Source organism: Aromatoleum sp. (genome assembly GCF_032027225.1).
GTDB lineage: Bacteria > Pseudomonadota > Gammaproteobacteria > Burkholderiales > Rhodocyclaceae > Aromatoleum.
On sequence record NZ_JAVSMM010000021.1, the window covers coordinates 21,310 to 35,271 of the forward strand.

Genomic DNA, 13,962 nt, shown 5'->3' on the forward strand with positions numbered 1-13,962 from the left:
GCGAACTGCCCCGCGTGAATCGACTGGAGTGAACCTCCTGGCCGAACCCGCCCGGTGCGAACCGTCCCGCGCGAACGGGTAACATGGCGACCTGTTTCGCGACCCGCCGGCCGGATGCTCTCGCTCGCCTTCTCCAACCGCTACGAAGTCCTGCTCGAAACGCTGCTCGCGCGCCTCGCCGACGAGCAGCCGGGACCGTTCGGCCAGCGCGAGATCGTCGTGCCGAGCGCGGCGCTGCGGCGCAGCGTCGAGCTCGCGGTCGCCGGACGCGAAGGCGTCGCCGCGAACCTGCGCTTCTCGTATCTCGCGCAATGGTTGTGGAGCCAGATCGGCAAGCTCATCGCCGTCGATGAAACGTCGCCGTTCGCACCGACGCAGCTCGCGTGGCGGATCTTCGGGCTGCTCGGCGAACGCGGCGAGCACGATGACGGCGGCTGGACCGCGGGACATCCGCGGCTCGCGCGCTACCTCGCTGGCGCCGACGCGTCGATGCGCTTCGACCTCGCGACCCGAGCCGCGCGCGTCCTCGACCATTACCTGACCTACCGCCCGCGCTGGCTCGCCGAATGGTCGGCCGGGCGGCGCGTTGCGGGCCTCGCGGACGATGTGCGCGCGGACGAAGCCTGGCAGGCCGAGCTGTGGCGCCGGCTTACCGCCGAGCTCGGCGCGCGCAGCGAACACCCCGCGGCGACCTTCTTCCGCGCGATCGAGGACGCCGGCGTCGCGCTGCCCGGCGCGTTGCCGCAACTGCCGGCGAGCGTGCATGTGTTCTGCCTGCCGGCGATGCCGCCGCTGTACCGCGACGTGCTGCGCGCGCTCGCCGCGTGGGTCGAGGTGCGGCTCTACGTGCTGAATCCGTGCCGCGAATACTGGTTCGAGATCGTCGAACCGCGGCGGCTCGCGTGGCTCGTCGGGCGGCAGCAGGACTTGTATTTCGAGACCGGCAACCGTTTGCTCGCCGCGTGGGGCAGGCAGATGCAGTCGCATGTCGACCTGCTGTTCGAAGGCGACGGCGCGGCCGAAGTCGACGACAGCCTGTTCGTGCCCGCGGCCGGCGAAAGCCTGCTCGCGCGGCTGCAGAACGCGGTGCTCGACCTCGTCGATCCCGAGCCTGGCAGCGTCGCGCTCGCCGACGACGATCGCAGCGTCGAAGTGCACGTCTGCCATTCGCCGACGCGCGAGCTCGAAGTCCTGCAGGACCGCCTGCTCGCGCTCTTCGCAGCGCCCGACGCGCCGCGCCCCGACGAGATCCTCGTCGTCATGCCGGACCTCGAAGCCGCCGCACCGCTGATCGAAGCGGTGTTCGGCACCGCGCCGCCGGCCCGCCGCATCCCGTGGACGATCACCGGTCTGGGCCACACGCGCACGAATCCGGTCGCCCGCGTGCTCGACGTCGCGCTCGCGCTCGCCGCCGGGCGCTTTCCGGCGAGCCGCGTGTTCGAGCTGCTGCAGCTCGCACCGGTCGCGCAGCGCTTCGGCCTCGACGACGCCGATCTCGAGCAGGTGCACGAGTGGCTGCGCGAAGCGGGCGTGCGCTGGGGTCTCGACGCGGCGCAGCGCGGCCGACTCGGCCTGCCGGCGCTCGAACGCCACAGCCTCGCCGACGGCCTGCACCGCTTGTTTCTCGCGTACGCGCTCGGCGACGGCGACGACGGTGCCGAGGACGACGATGGCGGCCCGGGCGTCGGCGGCGTGATGTTCGGCGGGCGCATCGGCGCCGGCAACCCGGAAGGCGGCGACGCGCAGGTGCTCGGGCGGCTGGCACGCTATGTCGACCTGCTGCAGTGGCTCGAAGCGGGCGCGTCGCGGATGCACGACGCCGACGGCTGGCGCGCGCTGCTCGTGGAGCTGCTCGACCGCCTGATCCCGCCGACCGCGGAATGGGCGGACGACCTGCGCACGGTGCGGATAGCGGTCAACGAGCTGCATGCGAACATCGCCGCCGGCGGCGTGCATAGTCCGCTGCCGCTCGCGCTCGTGCATCGCGCGCTGACCGGTGTGCTCGACGACCCGGCGCGCGGCGGCGTGCCCGGCGGTGCGGTGACCTTCTCCGCGATGACGACGCTACGCAACTTGCCGTACCGCGTCGTCTGCGCGATCGGCCTCGACGACGGTGCGTTTCCGGGTGTCGAGCGGCCGGTCGAGTTCGACCTGATGGCGATGCATCCCGCACGCGGCGACCGCCAGCGCCGCGACGACGAGCGCAATCTCTTCCTCGACCTGCTGCTCGCCGCGCGCGAGCGCCTGCACTTGTCCTATGCCGGCCGCAGCACGCGCGACAACAGCGAGAAGCCGCCGTCGGTGCTCGTCGACGAGCTGCTCGACTACACCGCGCGTGCGACCGCGACGGATCCGCGCGATCCCGCGTCGCTCGCCGCGGCGCGGCGCCGGCTGACGGTGATCCACCCGCTGCAGGCGTTCTCGCGCCAATATTTCCTTGCCGATCCGGAGCAGGATGCGCGGCTCGCGAGCTTCAATGCGGAATACTGCGAGGCCTTGCGGCAGCGCGCGAACGTCGCGGGCGGCGCGTTACCGCACAGCGCGGACGTTGACGATGCTGCGGCGCGCGGGGCCGACGCGGTCCTCGCGACCGACGAAGCCGACGACTGCGACCAGCCCGACGACGCCGGGCAACTGCCGTTCTTTTCCGCTCCGCTGCCGGCGCCGGGCGCCGAATGGCGCGAGGTCGGACTCGACCAGCTGATCCGCTTCTTCCGCAATCCGAGCCGCTTTCTGCTGCGTGAGCGCCTCGGACTGACGCTGCTCGACGGTGACGAGGAACTCGACGACGACGAACCTTTCCTGCCGGAATGGCGCGGCCGGCAGGCGCTCGCCGACCGGCTGCTGCCGGCGCTGCTCGGCGGCCGTCCCCACGATGACGTGCGCGCGCTTGCGCTCGCTGGCGGCGAATTCCCGGCCGGCGCGCTCGGCGAACGCCTGCTCGAACGCGAGTTCGGCGCAATGGCGCAGTACGCCGCGGGTCTGCGCGCGGCCCTCGAACCGGCACCACTGCCGCCGCTGCAGACGCGCTTCGACTTCGCGCTCGACGGCGAGCGCTGGACGCTCGCGGCCGCGTTCGGTGATCTGCGCCCGGCCGGCCTCGTCCGCCACCGCTACGACGACGTCCGCGCAAACGACTACGTCGCCGGCTGGATCACGCACCTCGCGCTGTGCGTCGCAGCGCCGGCGGGTGTCGAGCCGGCGACCGAGTGGCATTCGCGCGACGGTCGTTACCGGCTGCGTCCGGTCGCGAGTCCCGACGCCGCACGTGCCGCGCTCGCGACGCTGGTCGCGCTGTACCGCGACGGCCTGCGCCGGCCGCTCGCGTTCTTTCCCAAGTCCGCGTGGGCATGGGCGGCGAACGGCGAAAGCTCGTACATGGCCGTCCAGAAATGGACCGGCGGCGGCAAACCGGAATTCGGCGAGCGCAAGGACGCGGCGATCCGGCTCGCGTTTCGCGGCCTGCCCGATCCGCTCGACGACGCGTTCTACTCGAACGCGGCCGCGGTGTTCGGCCCGCTGATCGCGTATATCGACGATCCGAGGCTGTGAGATGAGCGCGCGCGAAATCCCGTATCCCGACCCCGTCGCCGCCGAGCTCGACGTCTTCGCCTGTCCGCTCGATGGCGTGCGCCTGATCGAGGCGTCGGCCGGTACCGGCAAGACGTGGAACATCTGCGGCCTGTACCTGCGCCTCGTCGTCGAGCGCGAGCTGCCGGTCGACGAAATCCTCGTCGTGACTTTCACGCGCGCGGCGACCGCCGAGCTGAAAAGCCGCATCCGCGAGCGCATCGCCGGCACGCTCGCCCACCTCGACGGCGCCGCGGCGGGCGGTGATCCGTTCGTCGTCCAGCTCGTCGATGCGTTCGCGTCGCGCGGCATCACGCCCGGCCTCGTGCGGAGGCGGCTCGACCCGGCGCTGCAGCGCTTCGACGAAGCCGCGATCTTCACGATCCACGGCTACTGCCAGCGCGCGCTCGCCGACGCGCCGTTCGCCGCCGGCCTGCCGTTTGCGCTCGACCTCGTCGAAGACGACCTCGAATTGCGGCTCGAAAGCGCCCGCGACTTCTGGCGCCAGCATATCGCGACCGATCATTGCCCGGCCGAACTCGGCGAACTGCTGATCCGCCGCGGCGACAGCCCAGAGCGTTGGGCCGCGCTGCTCGGCCGCTACCTCGCGCGCCCGCTCGCGGAGAAGCGCTGGCCGGAAAGCGGGGCGGAAAGAGAGGAATACGGGGAGAGCGGGGAAAGCCACCGACAGGCGGCATTGCCCGAGACCGCGGAAATCGCGGGACAGACCACGGAGAGCGGCGGGCAGTCCGGAGCGGCGCGGCCCCTCGCAAACGCCGCACGGGGCGACGCAAGTACCGAGGGCGGTTCGGGCCCGGACGAACGTGAGGACAGGCTCGAGCCCGCCGACGTCACGGATTCCGGCGCGCTCGCGGACGCCTTCGCCGAAGCCGCCGCGCTGTGGCGCGGCGACGGTGCGGACGCACACGCGGCGCTGCTCGCAGGCCTCGGCAATCTCAGCGCGACGACGTACAAGCCGGAGGCCGTCGCGGTCTCGGCCAAGAACTGGACCGCCTGGCTCGCCGGCGGCGACGCGCTTGCGCCGGTCGACGCTAAGGACGCGAAGCTCGCGCTGTTCTCCGCCGCGCGCATCGCCGAATGCACGAAGAAGAAATGCGTCGCGCCGCAACATCCGTTCTTCGATGCCGCCGCGTGCGTGCTCGAACTGCGCGATCAAGTGCTCGACGCGCTCGACGCCGAACGGCTCGCGCTGCTGCGCCGCTTCCTCGAAGACAGCGAGCGGCGGCTGCGCGCGGCGAAGCACGAGCGGCGCCAGATCGCGTTCGACGACATCCTGTTCAACGTCCACGAGGCGCTCGCCGGCGGCGACAACCCGTGGCTCGCCGCGGCGTTGCACCGGCGCTATCCGGTCGCGCTGATCGACGAGTTCCAGGACACCGACCCGCTGCAGTTCGACATCTTCCGCCGCATCTACGCCGACGACGGCCGGCGCGGCACGCTGTTCCTCGTCGGCGATCCGAAGCAGGCGATCTACAGTTTCCGCAACGCGGATCTGCACACCTATCTGCACGCGCGCGGCGAGGCCGACGCGCATTACACGCTGAGCTGCAACCAGCGTTCGAGCGCCGGGCTGATCGCCGCGTGCAACGCGCTCTTCACCGCGAACCCGGCGGGCTTCGTGCTCGACGGCCTCGACTACGAACCGGTGCGCGAGGGCGCGAAGCCGCGCCAGCCCTTGGTCGACGCGAGCGCCGCCGCCGAATCGGCGCCGCTGCACGTGTGGTGGATTCCGCCAGGAGACGACGACATGCTGCCGCTGCGTGCCGAAGTGATGAACCGGGCCGCGAGCGCGACGGCCGCCGAAGCGGCGCGTCTCGTGCGGGAAGGCGCGGCCGGCCGGATCACGATCGGCGGGCGCGGCATCGAGCCGGGCGACATCGCCGTGTTGGTGAAGAGCCACGCGCAGGGCGCGCGGATGCGCGAGGCGCTCGCCGCGGTCGGCGTCGGTAGCGTCGAGCTGTCGCAGCAGAGCGTGTTCCACAGCCTCGACGCCGAGGAGCTCGAACGCGTGCTCGTCGCGGTCGCCGAACCGGCGCGCCAGCCGCTGCTCTTCGCCGCGCTCGCGACCGGGCTGATGGGCTACGACGCGCCGGCGCTCGACGCGCTCGCCGCCGACGAACCCGCCCTGCTGCGCATCGTCGCGCGCCTGGCCGCGCTGCGCGACACGTGGCTCGCGCGCGGCTTCGGCGTGATGCTGCGCCGCTGGATCACGCTGGAGGGCGTCGATGCGCGCCTCCTCGCGCGCGACGACGGCGAGCGGCGGCTGACGAACCTGCTGCACCTGGCCGAATGCCTGCACGAAGCCGCAGCCGACCACGCATCGCCGGACGCGCTGCTGCGCTGGTTCGCGAGCCGCCGGCGCGAAACCGGCTGCACCGAGGCGTCGCAACTGCGGCTCGAATCCGATCGCAACCTCGTGCAGATCGTCACGATCCATCGCTCGAAAGGGCTCGAATACGGCGTCGTGTTCTGCCCCTTCCTGTGGGACGGATACCCGGGGCGCAGCGACGACGGCGATGCGTGCGCGTATCACGACGAGGCGGAGCCGTGCTCGCGGTCCGGCGGCGACGGCCTCCCCAATGGCATGACCCTGCCGCGTCGCGCGCCAGCCCGTCTGGGGAAAATGGGGGACAGGAAAATGGGGGACAGACCACGTTTTCCCGGGGAAAACGTGGTCTGTCCCCCATTTTCCCGGGCCCGTCTCGTCCTCGATTTCCGCCCCGGCGCGAAGGACGACCCGACGGTGAAGGAGCGGATCCGGCGCGAGCGGGACGCGGAGTTCCTGCGCCTCGTGTATGTCGCGATGACGCGGGCGGTGCACCGCTGTTACCTCGTCGCCGGCTGCTATCTGAAGAAGACCGGCAAGTCGGTGTCCGCGAGCGAGAGCACGCGCAGCCTGCTGAACTGGCTCGTCGCCGGCGGCGGCATGGGGCACGCCGACTGGCTGAAGCACAAACTCGCGCCCGAGGACATCGAGGCCGCGTGGGCGCGGCTCCTCGAACGCGCCGAGCCGGATCTTGCGATCGCGAACCTCCCCGGCGGCCGTGGCGAAGCGCTTGCCCGCCGCGAGCCGCCGGCCGACGCGTTGCGCGCACTGCCGCCGCCCGCGGTGATCCCGTCGCCATGGCGCATCGGCAGCTTCAGCGCGCTCAATCACGGCGCCGGCAGCGACGCCGCCGCGCAGGACCACGACGCACGCGTCGCTCCCATTGCTGCCCCTGCGTCGCCGCCCGCATCGCTCGCCGACGACGACATCCTGTTCTTTCCGCGCGGCCCGTCCGCCGGCGACTGCATCCACGCGATGTTCGAGCGCGTCGATTTCCGCGATCCGGCGAGCCGGGCGCCCGCGATCGATGCTGCGCTCGCCGACCATCCGCAGCGGCTCGCCGACTCGCCGGCGAATGGCGGCAAGCTGCCGCGAATGCTCGGACGGCTTGCCGCCGACGTGCTCGCGGCGCCGCTGCCCGACGGCATCGTGCTCGGCGGCATCGCGAGGAACCGCCGGCTCGTCGAGCTCGGCTTCCACCTGCCGGCGCCGGCGCTGACCGCCGACGCGCTGAACGACTGGCTCGCGCGCGCCGGCTACCCGGTGCCGCGGCTCGCGTTCGGCGCGCTCGCGGGCTACCTGAAAGGCTTCATCGATCTGGTGTTCGAGCACGACGGCCGCTTCTACGTCCTCGACTGGAAATCGAACCACCTCGGCTATCGGCCCGAGGATTACGCGCCGGCCCGAGTCGAGGACGCGATGCGCACGCACGGCTACCACCTGCAGCACCTGCTCTATTCGGTCGCGCTGCACCGGCACCTCGGCCGCACGCTGCCGGGCTACGACTTCGCACGCCATTTCGGTGGCGTCCTTTATCTCTTCGTCCGCGGCGTGCGCCCGGACTGGCGGCTCGACGGCGAGCCCGCGGGCGTGTATTTCCACCGCCCCGCCGCCGCGACGATCGCGGAACTCGATGCGCTCGTCGGCGGCGTGGGTCCGCGCAGGAAACGGCGATGAGCATCGCGGACTTGCGGCTCGACGGGCACGCGGCCGGCGAGTCTTTCCGTCGTCATGCTGCCGCGGCGACTGCCGGACCTGGCGTGCTGCCGCGCGATACGGAGCCGGGAAGGAAACGATGATGAGCGTTCCCGACCTCCGCCCCGACGCCTCGCCCGCAGCCGACCTCGCGTCAGCGTTCGCGGCGCACGCGGTGAGCTGGGCGAGTGCGCTCGCCGCCCCGGACGCGAGCCTCGCGCCGCTGCGCGCGGCGGCGTCTCGCGTGAGCCTCGCGGTCGCCGCGGGCCACGTCTGCGTGCCGCTCGCCGAGCTCGTGTCGCCCGGGCAGACCGTCGCGGTGTTGCGCGACTCGCTGCTGTCGACCGGCGTCGTCGGCCGCCACGACGAGCGGGAAGTGCGTCCGCTCGTCGTCGACGGAGCCGACCGGCTCTACCTGCGCCGGCATTTCGACTGGGAGCGCCGCCTTGCCCGCGCGCTTGCGCGTCGTGCCCGCGCGCCGCTCGTTCCGGCGCCGGCCGGCACCCGCGAGCGCCTCGACGAACTCTTCGCCGGCAATGCCGCGCGGCTCGACGGGCGCGCCGACTGGCAGAAGCTCGCCGTCGCGCTTGCGCTCGGGCGGCGGCTCACGATCATCAGCGGCGGGCCCGGCACCGGCAAGACGACGACGGTCGCGGCGCTGCTCGCGTGCCTGCTCGCAGCCGAACCGGACCTGCGCGTCGCGCTCGCGGCGCCGACCGGCAAGGCGGCGGCGCGGATGCTCGACGCGTTGCGCGCGCGCGCGGCGCACCTGCCGGAAGACCTGCGCGCGCGCCTGCCGCAGACCTCGCACACGCTGCACCGCCTGCTCGGCGTGACGCCGCAGCCGGGGCGCTTCCGCCACCACGCCGGCAATCCGCTGCCGCTCGACGTGCTGGTCGTCGACGAGGCATCGATGCTCGACCTCGCGCTCGCGACCCGGCTCGTCGACGCGCTTCCGCCCGACGCGCGGCTGATCCTGCTCGGCGACAAGGAACAGCTCGCCGCGGTCGAGGCGGGTGCGGTGTTCGCCGAACTCTCCGCGGACCCGACGCTGACGCCGGCCTGCATCGACGGCCTCGCCGCCGTCACCGCGACGTCGGCCGCGCGCATCGTGCCGCCGGCCCCGCGCCAGCCGACGGCGCTCGTCGACGCGGTCGTGTGGTTCTCGGAAAGCCACCGCTTTTCGGCCGATTCGGGCATCGGTCGCCTCGCGGCGGGAATCAACGCCGGCGACGGAGAAGCGCTACTCGCGTGGTTGCGCGACGGCGCCGGCGCGTCCGTCGAGTGGATCGACGACCCGGCCGCGGTGCCTGCGGCGGCGGTGCTCGCGCGCATGGACGAGGGGTACGCCCCGTACCTCGCCGCGGTGCACGCCCATGTCGGTGACCCGGCGCCGGTGTTCGCCGCGTTCGACCGCTTCCGCGTGCTGTGCGCGGTGCACGACGGGCCGCGCGGCGTGGCGGCGATCAACGAGCGGCTTTCGCGACATGCACGAGGCACGCTCGCGCATCGGCACGACCCGGGGCCGCCGTCGCCGTGGTATCCCGGCCGCCCGGTGATCGTGCTGAAGAACGACTACGTGATGCGGCTCTACAACGGCGACGTCGGCATCTGCCTGCCCGACGCGGACGGCGAACTGCGCGTCGTGTTTCCCGACCCGGCCGGCGGCTGGCGCGAGATTGCGCCGCTGCGGCTGCCGCGGCACGACACCGCGTTCGCGATGACGGTGCACAAGTCGCAGGGCTCGGAGTTCGCGAAAGTGCTGGTGCTGCTGCCGGCGACGCCGGTGAAGGTGACGACGCGCGAACTGCTGTACACGGCGGTCACGCGCGCTGCGCGCGAGGTCGTGCTGGCGGGCCCCGCCCCCGTGTTCGTCGCCGCCTGCGCGAGCCCGACGGTCCGCGGCAGTGGCCTCATCGATCGCATGACCGAGGCCGCGCGCATCGGTTGAACCGTCGAATACACCGTTCGTCCTGAGCGAACAACCCGTTCGCCCCGAGCCCGTCGAAGGGCGCCGCCACGGCTTCGACCGCCTTAGCCCCAAAGGTATCGGGCTGTCGGATCAGTAACGCGTCAGCTCGGCACGCCCAGGATCACGTGCGACGCCTTGATCACCGCAGTCGCCGCGACACCCGGTTTCAGCCCGAGATCGCCGACTGCCTCCTTGGTGACGATCGCCGCGACTTCGGTCCCGCCGGCGAGCGTCAGCACGACTTCGGCATTGACCGCGCCGGGTTCGACCGACTTCACGGTGCCGGCGAGGCAGTTGCGCGCCGACAGCCGCACGCCGCTCGAGTCGGTCATCAGCATCACCCACGGCGCCTTGACCAGCGCGACGACTTCGCGCCCTTCGGCGACCGCAAGCGCCTTCGCACTCTCCATCGTGATGATCGCGACGAGCCGATCACCGCCGGCGAGCGCGATTTCGACTTCGGCATTGACGCTACCTGCACGGAAGCCGCTGACCTTGCCTGGGAACACGTTGCGGGCACTGACTTTCATCGCTGCGCTCCTTTCCCGTTTGTCGGATTCGCAATGCGCTGTATTATTCTATATATACAAAAACACGGCCGCCCCTTGCGACCGACTTGCACACACTCTAGGCGGTGAATTGCGGGGCCGCAAGCATAGCGACGCATCCAGGGATACGATCAGCGCTGTATAGCAGAGACTACATAACGGCAAACCCATGAACCCTTTCGGCCAGCATCGCTTCCTTGCCCGTCTCGCGATCGAGTCCGACGTCGGCACCGCGCTGTCGGACACGCGCATCCGGCTGCTCGAGGAAATCGAGCGCAAGGGCTCGATCAGCCAGGCCGCGAAAGCGGTGCCGCTGTCGTACAAGGCGGCATGGGACGCGATCGACGCGCTGAACAACCTCGCGCCCGAGCCGCTCGTCGTGCGCGTGACGGGCGGCCGCCAGGGCGGCGGCACGCAGCTCACGGGCTACGGCCGGCGCATCGTCGCGATGTACCGCGCGCTCGAACTCGAGTACCAGGCCGCGCTCGACCGCCTCGCCGAGCGGCTCGACGACGTCGGGCCGGCGAGCATCAAGGAGTTCCAGGCGCTGATGCAGCGGATGTCGATGAAGACCAGCGCGCGCAACCAGTTCTCCGGCCCGATCACCGGGCTGCGCGACGGCGGCGTCGATTACGAAGTGCGGCTGCGGCTCGACCCAGCGACCGAGATCGTCGCGGTGATCACGAAGGCGAGCGCCGAGAACCTCGGACTCGCGATCGGCAAGGAGGTCCATGCGCTCGTGAAGTCCTCGTCGGTGTTGCTGATGACCGATGCCGAGCTGCAGATCACCGCGAGGAATCGCCTGTGGGGCGAAGTCGCTGCGATCCACGCCGGCTCGGTCAACGACGAAGTCACGATCGCGCTGCCGTCCGGGCGGACCGTCACCGCGGTCGTCACGCACGGCAGTTGCGAGGCGCTGGGCCTCGCGATCGGCGTGCCGGCGTGCGCGATCTTCAAGGCGTCGAGCGTGATCCTCGCGAGTTGGGAATGAACTCCGCCGAACCTGCCGTCCGTCCATCCCCGAAGGAGCCCGTGATGAAGCTGTTCCTCCATCGCCTGCTCGCCGCGATCGTCGCCGCCGCGGCGGCGTTCGCGGCTCATGCCGACGAAGTGAAGGTCGCGGTCGCCGCGAACTTCACCGCGCCGATGCAGAAGATCGCCACCGAGTTCGAGCGCGACACCGGCCACAAGGCGCTGCTCGCATTCGGCGCGACCGGCAAGTTCTACGCGCAGATCAGGAACGGCGCGCCGTTCGAGGTCTTCCTCGCGGCCGACGAATCGACGCCGGCGAAGCTCGACGCTGAGGGCGCGACGGTCGCCGGCAGCCGCTTCACTTACGCGATCGGCAAGCTCGTGCTGTGGTCGGCGCAGCCGGGCCTGGTCGACGACAAGGGTGCCGTCCTCGAGCGTGGCGAGTTCCGCCACCTCGCGATCGCGAACCCGAAGACGGCGCCTTACGGCGTGGCCGCGATGGAAGTTATGCGCCGCCTCGGCGTCGCCGACCGCGTCGCCGACAAGCTCGTGACCGGAGAGAACATCGCGCAGACGCACCAGTTCGTCGCCACCGGCAACGCCGAGCTCGGCTTCGTCGCGCTGTCGCAGGTGAGCGGCGGCGCGAACGCGCAGCCTGGCTCGCAGTGGCAGGTGCCCGCCGAACTGCACACGCCGCTGCGCCAGGACGCGGTGATCCTCGCCGCCGGCCGCGACAAGCCCGCCGCGCGCGCGCTCGCCGACTACCTGCGCGGCGCGAAGGCGGCCGCGATCATCAAGTCCTACGGCTACGACCTATGACCGCGAAGCAGGGGCTTCGCGAAGCACCGCTTCGCGCCTGCGCAGCGGGCCGGCGATGCAAAGCCGGCCCTCCAACACAGGGGTTTCGCGGAGCACTGCATCGCGCCCGTGGAACGCGCAAGGTCGGTCCGCGTCGCAGCGATCGGAGTCCTGCGTCATGACCGCCGCCGACTTCGCCGCGATCCGCCTGACGCTCGAGCTCGCCGCGACGACGACCGCGGTCCTGCTCGTGATCGGGACGCCGATCGCATGGTGGCTCGCGAGGACGCGTTCGATGTGGAAGGGCGTCGTCGGCGCGGTCGTGGCGCTGCCGCTCGTGCTGCCGCCGACGGTGCTCGGTTTCTACCTCCTCGTCACGCTTGGTCCGAACGGTCCGGTCGGCGCGCTGACGCAGTCGCTCGGGCTCGGCGTGCTGCCTTTCACGTTCGCCGGCCTCGTCGTCGGCTCGGTGCTGTATTCGATGCCTTTCGTCGTGCAGCCGTTGCAGAACGCGTTCGAGGCGATCGGCGAGCGCCCGCTCGAAGTGGCGGCCACGCTGCGCGCCGGCGTGCTCGACACCTTCGTCAGCGTCGTGCTGCCGCTCGCGCGGCCCGGCTTCGTCACCGCGGCGATCCTCGGCTTCGCGCACACGGTCGGCGAATTCGGTGTCGTGCTGATGATCGGCGGCAACATCCCGGAGAAGACGCGCGTCGTGTCGGTGCAGATCTACGACCACGTCGAGGCGCTCGAATACGCCGACGCGCACTGGCTGTCGGCGGGAATGCTGCTGTTCAGCTTCGTCGTGCTGTACGCGCTCTACAGCCGCAAGGGCAGGACCGCGCTGTGAGCGCGCCGGCGAACCGGACGGGCGGGGCGCCGCGATGAGCGCGGCGACGGTGCGCAGCGCAGCGACGGACGACGGCATCGCCGCGCGCTTCCGGCTCGCATGGCCCGGCTTCGCGCTCGATGTCGATCTCGCGCTGCCCGGACGTGGCGTCAGCGCGCTGTTCGGCCATTCCGGTTCGGGCAAGACGACCGTGCTGCGCTGCCTCGCGGGTCTCGAACGGCCGGCAGACGGTTATCTCGCGGTGCGCGGCGAGACGTGGCAGGACGGCGCGCGGAGAATCTTCGTGCCGACACACCGGCGGCCGATCGGCTACGTGTTCCAGGAAGCAAGCCTGTTCGCGCACCTGTCGGTGCGGCGCAATCTCGAGTTCGGGCTGAAGCGCGTGCCCGCGGCCGAACGGCGCGTCGCGCTCGACCAGGCGATCGCGCTGCTCGGCATCGAGCCGCTGCTCGCGCGGATGCCGCAGCGGCTGTCCGGCGGCGAGCGCCAGCGCGTCGCGATCGCCCGCGCGCTCGCGACCAGCCCGCGCCTTTTGCTGATGGACGAGCCGCTCGCGGCACTCGACGCGAAGCGCAAGCAGGAGATCCTGCCCTACCTCGAACGGCTGCACGACGAATTGGACATCCCGGTCGTCTACGTCAGCCACGCGCCGGAGGAAGTCGCGCGGCTCGCCGACCACGTCGTGCTGCTCGTCGACGGCCGCGCGCTCGCGTCGGGGCCGATCCACGACGTGATGCCGCGCCTCGATCTGCCGTTCGCGCACGACGAGGACGCCTTCGTCGTCATCGACGCGCGCGTCGCCGGGCACGACGACGAATACGCGCTGACCCGCCTCGACGTCGCCGGCCTGCCCTTGTGGATCACCGGCACAGATGCGGCGCCCGGCGCGCACGTCCGCGCCCGCGTGCTTGCGCGCGACGTCAGCCTCGCGCTGTCGGAGCGGCGCGATTCGAGCATCCTCAACGTGCTGCCGGCGCGCGTCGTGTCGCTCGACGAGACCGCCCCCGGACGCAGCCTCGTGCGGCTCGACGTCGCCGGCACGCCGCTGCTCGCGCGCATCACGCGGCGCTCGGCCGCCCAGCTCGGCATCGTGCCGGGGCGCGAGGTCTTCGCTCAGGTCAAGGGCGTCGCGCTGCTGCGTTGAGCCGGGCGCCATGCATACGGAGGCCGGGCGGCGGCGATCGGCTAAACTCCGGCGTCGTCCACTTCAAAT

At 71.5% G+C, this 13,962-nt stretch carries 8 protein-coding genes; 7 read left to right on the top strand and 1 reads right to left on the bottom strand.

Features of this window, described 5'->3' with window-relative positions; genetic code table 11:
- The first annotated feature begins 114 nt into the window (after positions 1-114).
- The 3 genes from recC to recD all read left to right on the top strand — a co-directional run bounded on the left by recC (position 115) and on the right by recD (position 9,563).
- A complete protein-coding gene (recC, locus tag ROZ37_RS18780) occupies positions 115-3,552 on the top strand; it encodes an exodeoxyribonuclease V subunit gamma (RefSeq protein ID WP_312661673.1) in 3,438 nt (1,145 codons plus the stop codon).
- A gap of 1 nt (position 3,553) precedes the next feature.
- Positions 3,554-7,594 (top strand): UvrD-helicase domain-containing protein, encoded by a 4,041-nt coding sequence (locus ROZ37_RS18785; protein ID WP_312661677.1) that lies wholly within the window; start codon positions 3,554-3,556, stop codon positions 7,592-7,594.
- A 118-nt stretch (positions 7,595-7,712) separates the two neighbouring features.
- Positions 7,713-9,563, top strand: a complete 1,851-nt coding sequence (recD, locus tag ROZ37_RS18790) for an exodeoxyribonuclease V subunit alpha (RefSeq protein WP_312661678.1) — start codon at positions 7,713-7,715, stop codon at positions 9,561-9,563.
- A 122-nt stretch (positions 9,564-9,685) separates the two neighbouring features.
- Here recD and ROZ37_RS18795 read toward each other — a convergent pair whose 3' ends face one another.
- On the bottom strand, positions 9,686-10,114 hold the full coding sequence (locus tag ROZ37_RS18795) for a TOBE domain-containing protein (protein WP_312661679.1): 429 nt from the start codon (positions 10,112-10,114) through the stop codon (positions 9,686-9,688).
- A gap of 187 nt (positions 10,115-10,301) precedes the next feature.
- On the opposite strand from ROZ37_RS18795, the gene ROZ37_RS18800 reads away from it, so the two are divergent.
- The 4 genes from ROZ37_RS18800 to modC all read left to right on the top strand — a co-directional run bounded on the left by ROZ37_RS18800 (position 10,302) and on the right by modC (position 13,893).
- Complete coding sequence (locus ROZ37_RS18800; protein ID WP_312661681.1) at positions 10,302-11,123, top strand: TOBE domain-containing protein; 822 nt, start codon at positions 10,302-10,304, stop codon at positions 11,121-11,123.
- Positions 11,124-11,167: 44 nt separating this feature from the next.
- Positions 11,168-11,923, top strand: a complete 756-nt coding sequence (modA, locus tag ROZ37_RS18805) for a molybdate ABC transporter substrate-binding protein (protein ID WP_312661684.1) — start codon at positions 11,168-11,170, stop codon at positions 11,921-11,923.
- A 157-nt stretch (positions 11,924-12,080) separates the two neighbouring features.
- A complete protein-coding gene (modB, locus tag ROZ37_RS18810; RefSeq protein WP_312661693.1) occupies positions 12,081-12,749 on the top strand; it encodes a molybdate ABC transporter permease subunit in 669 nt (222 codons plus the stop codon).
- Positions 12,750-12,783: 34 nt separating this feature from the next.
- The gene (gene modC / locus ROZ37_RS18815; RefSeq protein WP_312661695.1) at positions 12,784-13,893 is read left to right on the top strand and encodes a molybdenum ABC transporter ATP-binding protein; all 1,110 of its coding nucleotides are present in this window, start codon (positions 12,784-12,786) and stop codon (positions 13,891-13,893) included.
- Positions 13,894-13,962: the final 69 nt, after the last annotated feature.

Coding starts and splice junctions, on each gene's coding strand:
- modC (WP_312661695.1), top strand. CDS start 12,784: ATGAGCGCGGCGACGGTGCGCAGCGCAGCGACGGACGACGGCATCGCC.
- modB (WP_312661693.1), top strand. CDS start 12,081: ATGACCGCCGCCGACTTCGCCGCGATCCGCCTGACGCTCGAGCTCGCC.
- ROZ37_RS18785 (WP_312661677.1), top strand. CDS start 3,554: ATGAGCGCGCGCGAAATCCCGTATCCCGACCCCGTCGCCGCCGAGCTC.
- ROZ37_RS18800 (WP_312661681.1), top strand. CDS start 10,302: ATGAACCCTTTCGGCCAGCATCGCTTCCTTGCCCGTCTCGCGATCGAG.
- recC (WP_312661673.1), top strand. CDS start 115: ATGCTCTCGCTCGCCTTCTCCAACCGCTACGAAGTCCTGCTCGAAACG.
- recD (WP_312661678.1), top strand. CDS start 7,713: ATGATGAGCGTTCCCGACCTCCGCCCCGACGCCTCGCCCGCAGCCGAC.
- ROZ37_RS18795 (WP_312661679.1), bottom strand. CDS start 10,114: ATGAAAGTCAGTGCCCGCAACGTGTTCCCAGGCAAGGTCAGCGGCTTC.
- modA (WP_312661684.1), top strand. CDS start 11,168: ATGAAGCTGTTCCTCCATCGCCTGCTCGCCGCGATCGTCGCCGCCGCG.